The sequence below is a fragment of the Caproiciproducens puteiluti genome, assembly GCF_052442865.1.
GTDB lineage: Bacteria > Bacillota > Clostridia > Oscillospirales > Acutalibacteraceae > Caproiciproducens.
Genome location: NZ_CP194790.1, coordinates 2,146,769 through 2,158,899, shown reverse-complemented (window position 1 = coordinate 2,158,899; position 12,131 = coordinate 2,146,769). Strand labels below are relative to the sequence as shown.

At 50.5% G+C, this 12,131-nt stretch carries 12 protein-coding genes; 6 read left to right on the top strand and 6 right to left on the bottom strand.

Features of this window, described 5'->3' with window-relative positions; all coding sequences use genetic code 11:
• The first annotated feature begins 13 nt into the window (after positions 1 to 13).
• The 4 genes from ACRQU7_RS10495 to ACRQU7_RS10480 all read left to right on the top strand — a co-directional run bounded on the left by ACRQU7_RS10495 (position 14) and on the right by ACRQU7_RS10480 (position 2,758).
• Positions 14 to 781 (top strand): DivIVA domain-containing protein, encoded by a 768-nt coding sequence (locus tag ACRQU7_RS10495; RefSeq protein WP_444640693.1) that lies wholly within the window; start codon positions 14 to 16, stop codon positions 779 to 781.
• A gap of 108 nt (positions 782 to 889) precedes the next feature.
• A complete protein-coding gene (gene lspA, locus ACRQU7_RS10490; RefSeq protein WP_052010595.1) occupies positions 890 to 1,369 on the top strand; it encodes a signal peptidase II in 480 nt (159 codons plus the stop codon).
• Positions 1,369 to 2,289, top strand: coding sequence for an RluA family pseudouridine synthase (locus tag ACRQU7_RS10485; RefSeq protein ID WP_444640690.1), 921 nt, complete (start codon positions 1,369 to 1,371; stop codon positions 2,287 to 2,289). Before lspA ends, ACRQU7_RS10485 begins: the two co-directional genes overlap by 1 nt.
• Before the next feature lie 22 nt (positions 2,290 to 2,311).
• Entirely contained in the window at positions 2,312 to 2,758 is a 447-nt protein-coding gene (locus tag ACRQU7_RS10480; protein ID WP_444640688.1) for a ComEA family DNA-binding protein, read from the top strand.
• A 162-nt stretch (positions 2,759 to 2,920) separates the two neighbouring features.
• On the opposite strand, the gene ACRQU7_RS10475 is transcribed toward ACRQU7_RS10480, so the two are convergent.
• Genes ACRQU7_RS10475 through ACRQU7_RS10460 form a run of 4 tightly spaced genes read right to left on the bottom strand, consistent with a single transcriptional unit; the run spans position 2,921 to position 7,892 of the window.
• Positions 2,921 to 3,154: a hypothetical protein gene (locus ACRQU7_RS10475; RefSeq protein WP_444640686.1), complete on the bottom strand. Its 234-nt coding sequence runs from the start codon at positions 3,152 to 3,154 to the stop codon at positions 2,921 to 2,923.
• A gap of 16 nt (positions 3,155 to 3,170) precedes the next feature.
• Positions 3,171 to 4,247, bottom strand: coding sequence for a 6-phosphofructokinase (locus ACRQU7_RS10470; RefSeq protein WP_141825318.1), 1,077 nt, complete (start codon positions 4,245 to 4,247; stop codon positions 3,171 to 3,173).
• Between the two features lie 36 nt (positions 4,248 to 4,283).
• Positions 4,284 to 6,398, bottom strand: coding sequence for an RNA degradosome polyphosphate kinase (locus ACRQU7_RS10465; protein ID WP_444640683.1), 2,115 nt, complete (start codon positions 6,396 to 6,398; stop codon positions 4,284 to 4,286).
• An 18-nt stretch (positions 6,399 to 6,416) separates the two neighbouring features.
• Positions 6,417 to 7,892 carry a Ppx/GppA phosphatase family protein gene (locus ACRQU7_RS10460; protein WP_444640681.1) on the bottom strand — a complete coding sequence of 492 codons (1,476 nt, stop codon included), beginning with the start codon at positions 7,890 to 7,892 and terminating at the stop codon, positions 6,417 to 6,419.
• Between the two features lie 384 nt (positions 7,893 to 8,276).
• On the opposite strand from ACRQU7_RS10460, the gene larE reads away from it, so the two are divergent.
• Positions 8,277 to 9,089 (top strand): ATP-dependent sacrificial sulfur transferase LarE, encoded by an 813-nt coding sequence (larE, locus tag ACRQU7_RS10455; RefSeq protein WP_444640679.1) that lies wholly within the window; start codon positions 8,277 to 8,279, stop codon positions 9,087 to 9,089.
• An 84-nt stretch (positions 9,090 to 9,173) separates the two neighbouring features.
• Here larE and ACRQU7_RS10450 read toward each other — a convergent pair whose 3' ends face one another.
• The gene (locus ACRQU7_RS10450; RefSeq protein ID WP_444640677.1) at positions 9,174 to 9,947 is read right to left on the bottom strand and encodes a sulfite exporter TauE/SafE family protein; all 774 of its coding nucleotides are present in this window, start codon (positions 9,945 to 9,947) and stop codon (positions 9,174 to 9,176) included.
• A gap of 177 nt (positions 9,948 to 10,124) precedes the next feature.
• On the opposite strand from ACRQU7_RS10450, the gene ACRQU7_RS10445 reads away from it, so the two are divergent.
• On the top strand, positions 10,125 to 11,435 hold the full coding sequence (locus ACRQU7_RS10445) for a glycosyltransferase (protein WP_444640675.1): 1,311 nt from the start codon (positions 10,125 to 10,127) through the stop codon (positions 11,433 to 11,435).
• Here ACRQU7_RS10445 and ACRQU7_RS10440 read toward each other — a convergent pair.
• Positions 11,406 to 12,104, bottom strand: a complete 699-nt coding sequence (locus ACRQU7_RS10440; protein ID WP_444640673.1) for a GNAT family N-acetyltransferase — start codon at positions 12,102 to 12,104, stop codon at positions 11,406 to 11,408. The genes ACRQU7_RS10445 and ACRQU7_RS10440 overlap by 30 nt on opposite strands.
• Positions 12,105 to 12,131: the final 27 nt, after the last annotated feature.

Below are 12,131 nucleotides of genomic sequence, written 5' to 3'. Positions count from 1 at the left end.
GGAGGGCTCGAACATGCTATCAATGAACGATATTATTAACGCCAGTTTCAGAAAATCCGGTTTTTCCGGGTACCGTACCGACGATGTGGACCAATTTATCGATCAGGTAAAGGAATCCTATGATGCGCTTCTCAAAAAAGATCTGGAACAAAAAGAAGCGTATGAAAGGCTGAAAGCGGAAAACGAACAGCTTCTTGAAAAAATGAAAATATTGGCTGCAAAAGTGGAAGACTACCGTTTGGAAGAGGATGAGATCAAAAATGCCCTTGTCAGCGCCCAGAAGCTGGGCGATGCTTCCATCCGCGAATCCCGCCACAAGGCTGAAATTATTGTAAAGGACGCCAACATTAAGGCGGAGCGGATTATCTCCGGCGCCAAACAGAGCGTGACCGAGCAGCAGAAGGAAATGGAGCGCCTTCAGCAGACTGTTTCGGATTTCCGTTCCAAGCTGCTGGGCCTTTATAAAGAGCACCTTACCTTAATTGACGCTCTGCCGGCGCATAAACCGGAAGCAGCGCCCGTGCCTGCACAGAATGCGGAGGTTTTGGTGCCGGAGCCGGCTTCTCCGTCCCCCGCGGCTGAGGAAGAGGCTCAGCCTATGGAAGAATCGGCTCCTTCTGAGAAGCAGGACCGCCTGTTTAACACAGAGGTTTCCAATTTCGATGAGGACGATTTCCCGCCGGAGGGAAAGCCGAAGCATTTCAGTTCTATTCAGTTCAGCGATGAAGATGAAACTGCCGACGGCGAGGATTCTTCCGAAGGCATCTACGACCGTCATTAAAAATGCTCCCTGCCGTTGCGCATGAGCTTTCAATAACTGCAAAAAGGGCGGGCTGTCTGGTTCGCCCTTTTCCAATCATCATCATACCATACAAAAGGAGAGATTCCGTTGGCAATTATTGCACTATTGCTTGCAGCGGCGGCTGTCGCAATCGACCAGATTCTCAAGCTGCTGGTTACGTCCAATTTGCAGCCTAACAGCGGCTTTCATGTGATCAATGGCTTTTTAAAAATCTTTTATATTCAGAATCGGGGGGCGGCGTTCGGAATGCTGCAGAACCAGCGCTGGCTTTTCGTTGTGGTGACTTTGACTATTTCCGCCGTCATCATTTACGCCCTGTTCCAATACAGGCAGCATAATTTCTTTTCCTATGCGGCCGGTACGCTGATTATCGGCGGGGGAATCGGTAACCTGATTGACCGGATGATGTATGGCTACGTTGTCGATTATATTTCCGTCAGCTTTTTTCCTCCGATTTTTAATTTTGCCGATTGCTGCGTAACGGTCGGAACGGTGTTTTTAATGATTCATATCCTGTTTTTTTCCGATTTAAACAGCAACGCAGAAAAGGTTATCCGTACAAAATAATGCAGAAGATGATTCAAATTGAGATACATCCGGAAGATTCCGGTATCCGGCTGGACAAGCTTGTCAGCGAAAAGACGGAAAATATCACGCGCTCTGCGGCGGAAAAGCTGATTGAGCGGGGCAATGCGACCCTGAACGGAAAGCCCCTTACGAAAAGCTACCGGGGTGCGGCAGGCGACTGCATTGACCTCGTCGTTCCCGAGCCGGAGAAGCTGGATGTCCAGCCGGAGGAAATTCCTCTGGAAATTCTGTATGAGGACGCGGATTTGCTGGTCGTCAATAAGCCCAAGGGGATGGTAGTGCACCCGGCTGCCGGTAACCACACCGGTACGCTGGTCAACGCCCTTCTGGCGCACTGCGGCGATTCGCTTTCCGGAATCAACGGGGTTATCCGGCCAGGCATCGTTCACCGCATAGACAAGGATACAAGCGGCCTGCTGATTGTGGCGAAAAACGATTTTTCCCATCGGAAGCTGGCCGAGCAGATAAAGGCGCACAGCTTTACACGCCTCTACGAGGCGGTTGTCCACGGCAATCTGAAAGAGGATGACGGGACGATCGACGCGCCTGTCGGCAGACACCCGCTCCACCGGAAGATGATGGCGGTGACCGAAAAGAACTCCCGCAATGCCGTTACGCATTATCATGTTCTTGCACGGTACAACGGATTTACCCATGTGCAGTGCAGGCTGGAAACGGGTCGCACGCATCAGATCAGGGTGCATATGGCGTACATTGGGCATCCGGTTGCGGGGGATGCGGTTTACGGCCCGAAGAAACCCGTTCCGAACCTGAACGGCCAGTGTCTGCACGCTAAGGTGATTGGATTCCTTCATCCGCGTGACGGGCGATACATGGAAATCACCAGCGAGCTTCCGGCTTACTTTGTTCAGTTTCTGAAAAAGCTAAAGCAGGATTAGCGCTGGATAAGGTGGCTTCAGCATGGATGATGAAACTTTGCATGTGCGGTATCTCATGGTAATCGCGGCGGTACTGTTTGCCCTCATCATCGGATATAACGCGTTTTATGTGCCCGAAGTTTCTCTTTCCGATCTTGTTGTCACGACGGACGCTTCTGCGTCGGCTGATGAAACGTATATCCCGAAAACCGGATCGGAGGCTTCGTCCTCCGCAGCTTCCGCCCTTTCATCCAAATCGGAGAAGATTGCGGACGAGACCCCGGCGGTCAACGGAAAAATCAATATCAATACTGCCACCGCCCAGCAGCTGAGCGACGGCCTTGACGGAATCGGCGACGTAATCGCGAAGCGAATTGTGGATTACCGGGAGAAAAACGGTTCTTTTAAAAGCATAGAGGAAATCAGGAAGGTCAGCGGCATCGGCGAAAAAACGTTCGCGGGTCTCAAAGACCACATTACGGTATCATAAAAATTTAATCTACAGCGTTTCCGGTTGATCTGCAACAAGGTTGTGTCACTCCCCCGCCGAAGGCGGGGGAGTGACATGTTTTATCTTGCAAACTGAAATGGAATTGCTGTAAAGCAAGCATCCGCCGGCTCAGCCGGCGGATGCTTGCTTCTGGAAGATAGATTATCCGTTTTTTTGTTCGCTGTCCGTTTTTTCCGCCGTGTGGTTCTTTCTGTAGAGCCGCGCGGCTTTTTCAATTTCAGGCAGTGATTTCTGTACCGTATTGGTACAGCGAACAATCCTGATAAAAGCGCAGATGTTCAGTACGGCCGTAAATGCCATCATGGCGGCGGAAATCGCGCCGATCATCATGGTAACCGCCACGACGGCGGGTTTCTTGTTTTTGCTCGGTTTCATATGATTCCCCTCTTTCTCAATCGCCGAAGCTGATGCCGATGTCCCTTGCGGTCTGAATGATCTCGCAATCTGTTGGGACGCCCTTCAGCTTTCCTGCAACCTCATTCAATGGAACGGGAACGATGCTTCCGTTTTGCAGAGCCACCATATTTCCGTATTTTTTATCGGAAATGAGTTTTGCCGCCGCGGTGCCGAACCGCGTTGCCAGAAGCCTGTCATAGGGGCAGGGACTTCCGCCGCGCTGAAAATGCCCCGGAACCGTCACGCGGATTTCCTGGCCGGTTCTCTCGCTGATTTCCCTTGTAAGCCGATAGGAAATGGAGGGATAAGGCATCCCTGCCCTCGATGCTTTGAACTCTTTTTTATTCATTTTTGATTCCTGCTGGGAGATCACGCCCTCCGCTACGGCAAGAATGGAAAAACGTTTACCGTGTTTGTTGCGCTGTTCCAGCGTTTGGGCGATACTGTCAATGCTGTAGGGGATTTCCGGCAGGAGGATCACGTCCGCCCCGCCCGCAATGCCCGCGTGCAGGGTCAGCCATCCCGCTTTGTGGCCCATGATTTCCACAATGAACACCCTGCCGTGAGAGGTCGCGGTGGTGTGGATGCAGTCCAGTACGTTTGTCGCGATTTCCATTGCGCTGCTGAATCCAAACGTCATATCGGTGCCCCAGACATCGTTGTCGATGGTTTTCGGCAGGGTGACAATATTCAGGCCTTCTTCGCTCAGCAGGTTGGCGGTTTTATGGGTTCCGTTTCCGCCCAAAATCACCAGGCAGTCCAGCTTCATCTTTTTATAGTTGTCTTTCATGCATTTGACTTTGTCGACACTGTTTTCGTCCACCACGCGCATAAGCTTGAAGGGCTGGCGGGAAGTGCCCAGAATGGTGCCGCCAAGGGTCAGAATACCCGAAAAATCGTCCGGCTTCATGTGTTTGTAGCTGCCCTCAATCAAGCCGCGGTATCCGTCGTTGATTCCGTAGATCTCGACGTTTTCCTTAAACTCAACATAAAGCGCTTTGGCGACGCCGCGGATCGCTGCGTTCAGTCCCTGACAGTCCCCGCCGCTTGTTAAAATTCCGATTCTTTTCATACGTTTCCTCTTTCCCTGATTCCTTTATCCTTAAAATTACCTGAGTTCCACACTGTAAATTGGGCGGAATGGCTTATTGCCGTCCTGTTCTATATATTTGTTTACCGCCGCCTGTGCCAGACGGGAAAATTCAATCTGGCAATTGCAGGGGGCCTTTCCGCGTTTATCAATATGAGCGTACACCGTGTCGGATTGCATGATCCTGGCATTGATATTGTCGCTCAGCATCAGGTCCAATATCGCGAACGCCCGCTGCCGCAGGTCTTCTTCCTCAATCGGAAATATAAGCTCCACACGCCGGTCGAGGTTGCGCTGCATCCAGTCCGCGCTTCCCATATAGATTTTGGGGCTGCCCCCGTTTTCAAAGCGGAAAATGCGGCTGTGCTCCAAAAGTTGGCCGACGATGCTGTAGACCGTAATATTTTCGCTGGTTCCCGGCAGCCCGGGAATCAGGCAGCAGATCCCGCGCACCAGCAGCCGTACCGGAACGTTCGCCTGGGAGGCTTTGTACAGCAGCTCGATAATATCGGGATCGACAAGGGAATTCACCTTTGCCGTGATCCCGCAGGGCAGGCCCTGACGGGAGTTTTCAATCTCTTTTTCGATCATCCGCCGGAAAAAACTTCTCATTCCGTGCGGCGCAACCACGAACCGGTTGTATTCCGGCGGGCGGGAGTACCCAGTCAGCACGTTAAACAGGGAAGAAGCGTCCGTTCCGTAAGGCTCCTTGCAGGTAAAGACGCCAATGTCTGTATAAATTTTTGCGGTCGAATCGTTGTAATTTCCCGTTCCCATATGAAGGTACCGGCGAATGCCGTCCTCATCGCGGCGGACGACCAGCAAAATTTTGCAGTGGGTCTTTAGTCCGGCCAGACCGTAGATGACATGGCACCCGGCTTCCTCCAGCTTTTTTGCCCACAGAATGTTGTTTTCTTCGTCAAAGCGCGCTTTCAGTTCCACCAGTACGGTGACCTGTTTGCCGTTTTCCGCCGCGGTAATCAGCGCCGCCACAATCGGGGAATGTCCGCTGACGCGATAAAGCGTCTGTTTGATTGCCAGCACGTTTTCATCTTCCGCCGCCCTGCGGACGAAATCAACCACGATGTCAAAGCTTTCATATGGATGGTGAACCATCCTGTCCTTTTCGCGGATGGCTTCAAAAATGTCGTCGTAGCCCCAGAAATCGGCGGGGGGATAGACCGGCTCGATCGGTTGAAAGCACAGGCTTTTAAATTCCGGAATGGAGGCGAATTTTGAGAAAAAGGTCAGATCGAGCGGGCCGGGCAGCTCATATATTTCATCCTCGCTGACGTCGAGCATATCAATCAGAAATTCCCGCGTCTCAACGTCGCATTTCTGTATCAGTTCCAGACGCACGGGCTTGCCGCGTTTGCGCTTTTTAATGGATTTCTGTATTTCGATCAGCAGGTCCTCCGACTCCTCGTCAATGTCCAGATCCGAATTGCGGGTCATGCGGAACGGGCAGGCGGACTGAATATTGCTGAGCTCGAACAGCTCTTCCAGCTTATACATGATGACATTTTCCAGAAGGACATAGGTTTTGCCGCGGGTGGAGGGAACTTCCAGAAACCGGGACAGAATCGACGGTACCTGTACGACGGCGAAATAGGAATCTTCCTCACCCTTGAGCCGTACCGCAATATTCAGGCTTTTATTTGCAAGCAGGGGGAACGGGCGGCTTGTGTCCACCGCAAGCGGGGTCAGCACGGGGAAGAGCACTTTACCAAAGTAATCGGAAATAAAACGCAGCTGGTCGGGGCTCATTTCCTCAGGAAGGATAAAGCTGATATCGCTTTTTCTCATTGCCGGCATAATGGAGCGGTACAAACAAGAATACTGTTTTTCCGTGAAGGCATGGATTTTCTGGGAAAGCAGGGGCAAAAGCTGTTTCGGCTTCAGGCCGGAAGGGTCCTCGCCCCGATAATCCGAGTTTACCTGTTCTTTCACGCCGGCTACGCGTACCATAAAAAATTCATCCAGATTGGAAGCGGTAATCGCCAGAAAACGGATGCGCTCCATGATCGGGTTTTCCCGTTCAAAAGCTTCTTCCAGCACCCGGCCGTTAAAGTCCATCCAGCTCAGTTCACGGTTGATATAGGGAATTTTTATTTTTTCGATGATATCGTTCATGATCAACACACAGCCTTTTTATATAAGAGATGATTTGATGGTGAGCACCGGATTGTATCCGAAAACCTCCTTAAAGAAAGGGGCGCACTGTTCAAACGCCCATTTTTCCAAATAGACGTTATCGTTGCTTTCCGCTGTAATGAGTAACTTGTCGTTTTCCAGCTTGACCTTAATATCCTTCAGCTTCTGCTTCTGCGATTTATCCAGGGCATTGGCAAGCCGGAAAATCGCCACCAGCTTGGAAACGATCAGCCTGTTCTTGTCGCTGGTGCGGATAAATTCAACGTCATCGTAATTCGGCACGTCGTATTCGTTGTACCGGGAGACATACGCCGTAATCAGCATTTCATCGTCGGTCATTCCGTAAACGTCAATGTCTTTAATCAGGTCGAACGCACTCAAAAGGTGCTGCTTGGCCGTCACATAGTGCCCGCTGTCGTGCAGGATAGCCGCCAGCTCCAGAAGGAGCCTTTTCCTGTGGTCAAGGCCGTGGGCGCCCTTCATTTTGTCAAAAATACGGCAGGCGAATTTTCGGATATTATCGGAATGTTTTTGATTGCAGTTGTAGGTTTTGGCGATTTCCTGTGCGCAGGAAATCGCATTTGCACGGACATGTTCAAAGTATTCATCCCCGCTTTTCGGGATGAGCATCAGCCGCATCAATGCGTCCCAAAGCTCAACCTTGGGCGAAATGATATAATCGGAAGTGGTAAAATCGATCAGAGAGATATAAATGGCCAGAGCGGAATACAGCAGCTCCGCGGTTTCCTCGGTGATACCGTACTCGATCCCGATCTTTTCCTGGGACATGGAGCGTACCCGCTTAAACAGGTCGGTGAGCATTGCCGTGGGAATGGTGTAACAGTCGTCCACCGGCTCCACGCCGCAGATTTTTGCAATCAGCTGAATTTCGTTGCCGGTCAGGATCAGATTTGACACGGTCCCCTTTTTAAACGGAATGTTGATATGTCCGATAATCGAATGAAGATATTCTTCTACAACAGTGTAAAAGTCCTCTGTCAGCTCCTGAATATTTCCCAGCATATCATGCAGCTTCAGCGCGCCCATCGGGATGTTCTGAGAAAAAACCATATGCTTGCCGTTATAAACGGAAAATCCGATGGTTCCCGCGCCGATGTAAGAGATCAGCGCATTTTCGCTCTTCTTATTTTCGATTCTGTTCAGGAAATTTAATATTTCGGAATAAATCAGCGTTTTTTCCTGGTCGTCTTCCAAGACCTGAACCGTAATATCGTTTTGGATTTTCAGCTGGTCGACAACGTAGGACCTGTTTTTGGCATCCCGGAATGCGGTGGTGGCCACGACTTTGCACTGGTCAACTCCGTATTCGTCCATAATGGAAGAGTATCCGTGCAGAACGCGGGAGAGCTCCCGCAGGCTTTCAAACCGGATTTTTCCTTCCGTAAAGACCTCGTGACCGAGGCTCAGGGGATACTCCAGGATATCCAGATCAACGATTTCGCCTTTTTTCAACTGAGATATTCTCATTTTCAACATATTCGAACCAATGTCGATTACTGCTGCTAACTTTGCTGTCTTATTCGTCTTTTTTCTGTTCAAAACGCGACACCACCAATGTTTCGTTTTATAAGTCGATTATAACAAATGTCGGCCTGTTCATCAACTTTTTAAGGCCCTTCCGAAAACTTTATTATTTTATTGAAATCTCGGAAGATTTATGTATGACAAATAGGAGCTTTTGCCGAAAACGCAATTCGGCTTCCCCCTTTTGCAGACCATTTCCGGTTGACAATCCGAAGGATTTAAGATAAAATGAATACTAATCTGATAGGAATTGATAGGATTAAATCAGTATGATATCAGGTATGAGAAAAAATAGAATTGATGGGGACAGATATGGATTTATTAGAGATTAAGTATGAGAACCTGAAAGAATATTTAAGAAGTCTGAAAAGCGTAGCCGCCGCTTTTTCCGGCGGGGTTGATTCCACTTTTCTTCTGAAAGTGGCCCATGACGTTTTGGGCGACAAGGCAATTGCCGTTACGGCGCGTTCCCTCAGTTTCCCCAAAAGGGAACTGGACGAGGCAACGGCGTTTGCGTTTGACAATTCCATCGAACATATCGTTGTAGACTCCGAAGAACTGAATATCGACGGTTTTTCCAAGAACCCGACCAACAGATGCTACTTATGTAAGTCCGAGCTTTTTTCCAAAATTAAAGCAATCGCACAGACAAAAGGAATTGAAAATGTTATCGAGGGTTCCAATTCGGACGATAACGGGGATTATCGCCCGGGCCTGATGGCTGTCGCGGAACTGGGGATTAAAAGCCCCCTGAGGGAGGCCGGTCTTACGAAGGCGGAAATCCGCCAGCTTTCCAAAAAGCTGGGACTTCCCACATGGAACAAGCAGTCCTTTGCCTGTTTATCCTCTCGTTTTCCGTACGGGGAGGACATTACGCCGGACAGGCTGCGCATGATCGATCAGGCTGAACAGTATCTGCTTGATTTGGGCTTCCATCAGGTACGCGTCCGTTTTCACGGAAATCTGGCACGTATCGAGACGGATGAAAACGGCTTTGCCGCAATGCTGGACGGAAAGACGCGTGGCAAAATTGATTCCAGATTCAAAGAGATCGGGTTTACCTATATTGCGCTGGATATCAAAGGCTACCGCACCGGAAGCATGAATGAGACCTTGAATCAATAAATAAGCCATTCCCCGTTTTTTGCATAGCAGAGCCCCGGACCGTTTTACGGAGGTCCGGGGCTTTTCTCATCCTTATTATAATTCCTATTTTATCAGCATGTCGTAAACGACTTTGGAAAACAGGAGTACCAGTACGAAGACCATAACGGGCCGGATGAACCGGGCCCCTTTTTTAATTGCCAGTCCGGAGCCGATCCAGTGGCCGGCGATGGAACAAACTGCCGCGGGAACCGCAACGGAATACTGAATCGTTCCCGCCGCAACAAACGTAACAAGCGCGGCTACGTTGGAGGCCAGGTTGACAACTTTGGTATTGCCGCAGGCCGTTTTGTAGTCGAACCCGAGGAAAGCAGTAAAAGCAATAATCAGAAAAGTGCCGGTGCCCGGCCCGAAAAAGCCGTCGTACATGCCGAGAGCCAGCCCGATCCCCGCGGAAAGGATCATGGCGCGCCGTGTGGGGATCTTTTCAAAAGTGCTGATATCCGAGCTGTCCTTTTTCCGTGAGAGCAAGATGACGGCGGCGGCAAAGGGGAGAAGCACCAGCATGGCGAGACGAAGGAAACGGTCGTCCAGGAAGAGCGCCAGCCGCGCGCCGGCGTAGCTTCCAGCCAGGGCAAATCCGGCCGAGACGAGAGCGACGCGCAGATGGAAGCTGCCGCTCTTTAAAAACCTTCCGGTAGAGAACATCGTGCCGATACAGGAAGAAAACTTGTTGGAGCCAATGGCAAAGTGAGACGTCATGCCCGTCAGGTAGTATGCGGGCAGAGAAATCAGTCCGCCCCCGCCCGCGACCGCGTCCACAAAGCTTGCCAGAAACACCAGAGGGCAGGCGATAAGGATTTGCTGATAAACTGTCATGATTGGATTCCCCCGTAAATTGTCATTGTAAGTTTTGCTTGGAATAAAAATTCTCTTTTGAAAATATCAATTGCCTCAGCCTGTTCATATAATAATAGGATGAACTTCTGTGAAACGGAGATCGGGTGAGTTACGCCGTTACCGGAGTGAACCAATTCATTTAAGGAGAGCGGGAAGATGGGTACAGAGCAAAAGGAAGCGGCGCAGATCGAAAACAGGGAAACAGTATCTCCGCTGGTGAGCATCGTGGTGCTCGCGTACAATCATCTGGATTATACCAGGCAGTGTATAGAAAGCATCTATCGTTATACCTCCCACATCGATTTCGAGCTGATAACCATTAATAATGGTTCCTCGGACGGCACGGAAGAATATTTCAACAGCCTGCCGAATCAGAAAAAAATCAGTTTTCCGGAAAACATCGGCGTATGCAAAGCGTTCAATTGCGGGTTCAAAATAGCGGAAGGAAAATACACCATGAATGTCAGCAATGATGTCGTCGTTACCGCTCATTGGCTTGACAACCTTCTGAATTGTTTCGAATCCGATCCGAAAATCGGCATGGTGGTGCCGGTCTGTGACGCGTCGTGCAATTATCAGCAGATCAATCTGCCGTGCCAGTCGATGGAGGAAATGCAGAGGATTGCGGAGCGGTACAATGTCAGCAACCCCGATCTGTGGGAGGAACGTCTGAAGATGACGGTTTACGCCGCTATTTACAGAACGGAAATTCTAAAGGTGCTGGGCGGATTTGACGAAGATTTCAATCCCGGGTGCTATGATGACGACGCCATCTGCTTCAGCATCAGAAGAATGGGGTATAAGACCATTCTGGCAAAGGACACGTTCGTCCATCACTTTGGCGCCCGTACGTTTAATGCGGAATATGAAAAGGATAAAAATCTTGCCATCAGAAACAAGGGGCTGTTTTTTGTAAAGTTCGGGGTCGACGCCTATATAGCGGGCTTGATCGACTTCAACGTGCTAAATGTTCTGGATTACGGCAGTAAAAACGAGGTCAGCATTCTGGGAATCGGCGGTTCCTTCGGTACCACCGTACTGCAGCTGAAAAATGTATGTAAAAGCCACGGCTGCAAGGATGTGGAACTCTATTATCTGTCTGAACGGAGCAATAATATGACGGAGCTGAAAACCATCTGCAGGGAATGTGTTCAGGGTCCTGCCGAAGACGTTCAGCTGTATTTCGGCGGCAGGCAGTACGATTATATTGTGCTGGAAAGCGAATCGGCCGCGCTTCACAACAGGGAAGGGCTTTTTACAATCCTCTACGGTCTCCTGAAGCCCGGCGGGCAGCTGGTATGTACGGCGGCGGGTCCGGAAGTCCTTTATGAAACGATGGGAATCTTTTACCGTCTGGGCGCCGACTTTCGCAAACAGATCAACGATTATTATTATCTGTCTTTTGTCAGGCCGGAGCATCCGTCGGGCGGGGAGACGCTACTCCAGCCAGCAGATGGCCTGTTCTGAAACGGTAAAGCCCAGCTTTTGCTGCAGCTTTAGGGAAGCCGTGTTTCCGGCAATGATCTGAGCGAACGGAACCCGGCCTTCCGCCAGGAAATGGTTGGCGAGGAAGGTTTCCAGTACGACGGCAATGCCCTGGCGGCGGTATTCCGGAAGCACTTCCAGCAGACCCATGGAGCCTTCCGCGTGAGTGCCGGCAAATCCTGCCAGCGCGCCGCTGAGAAACGCTCCGAACATGGAGCCGGATTCCAGGCGTTCCTGCACCGACACGATGCCGGCGAGGGAATAGTACTTTAACAGAAACGGCAGATAGGATTCGTCCAGCGGGCGGATCACCGCCGGGGACTCCGGTACGGGCAGCGGGTCCCTATTAAAATATGCAGCCTGATGGCAGGCTGTTTTCCTGCGGAACCGGAATTGCTTCTGAACCGTATCGATACAGAAATTCTGATGCGTGACGATCACTTCGGGCCGTTTGACGGATGAAAGCATTTCTTCCGCTGTCTGCCCGTCCTGCGCGCTGATCATATAGACGCCGCAGCTTTCATTGTAAAGCAGGACGCCCCGGTCGGACGCCTTCAACACTTCGGTGTCCTTCCGCTTCAGGATTTCCAGCATATCAATATGTAAAAGCATATCTTTTGATAAATACGATACGGCTTGTTTTGAAACCATTACATTTCCGCGTCCTTTCTGCTAAAC

Coding starts and splice junctions, on each gene's coding strand:
- ACRQU7_RS10485 (WP_444640690.1), top strand. CDS start 1,369: ATGCAGAAGATGATTCAAATTGAGATACATCCGGAAGATTCCGGTATC.
- ACRQU7_RS10445 (WP_444640675.1), top strand. CDS start 10,125: ATGGGTACAGAGCAAAAGGAAGCGGCGCAGATCGAAAACAGGGAAACA.
- ACRQU7_RS10470 (WP_141825318.1), bottom strand. CDS start 4,247: ATGAAAAGAATCGGAATTTTAACAAGCGGCGGGGACTGTCAGGGACTG.
- ACRQU7_RS10475 (WP_444640686.1), bottom strand. CDS start 3,154: ATGAAACCGAGCAAAAACAAGAAACCCGCCGTCGTGGCGGTTACCATG.
- larE (WP_444640679.1), top strand. CDS start 8,277: ATGGATTTATTAGAGATTAAGTATGAGAACCTGAAAGAATATTTAAGA.
- ACRQU7_RS10495 (WP_444640693.1), top strand. CDS start 14: ATGCTATCAATGAACGATATTATTAACGCCAGTTTCAGAAAATCCGGT.
- ACRQU7_RS10480 (WP_444640688.1), top strand. CDS start 2,312: ATGGATGATGAAACTTTGCATGTGCGGTATCTCATGGTAATCGCGGCG.
- ACRQU7_RS10465 (WP_444640683.1), bottom strand. CDS start 6,398: ATGAACGATATCATCGAAAAAATAAAAATTCCCTATATCAACCGTGAA.
- ACRQU7_RS10450 (WP_444640677.1), bottom strand. CDS start 9,947: ATGACAGTTTATCAGCAAATCCTTATCGCCTGCCCTCTGGTGTTTCTG.
- ACRQU7_RS10440 (WP_444640673.1), bottom strand. CDS start 12,104: ATGGTTTCAAAACAAGCCGTATCGTATTTATCAAAAGATATGCTTTTA.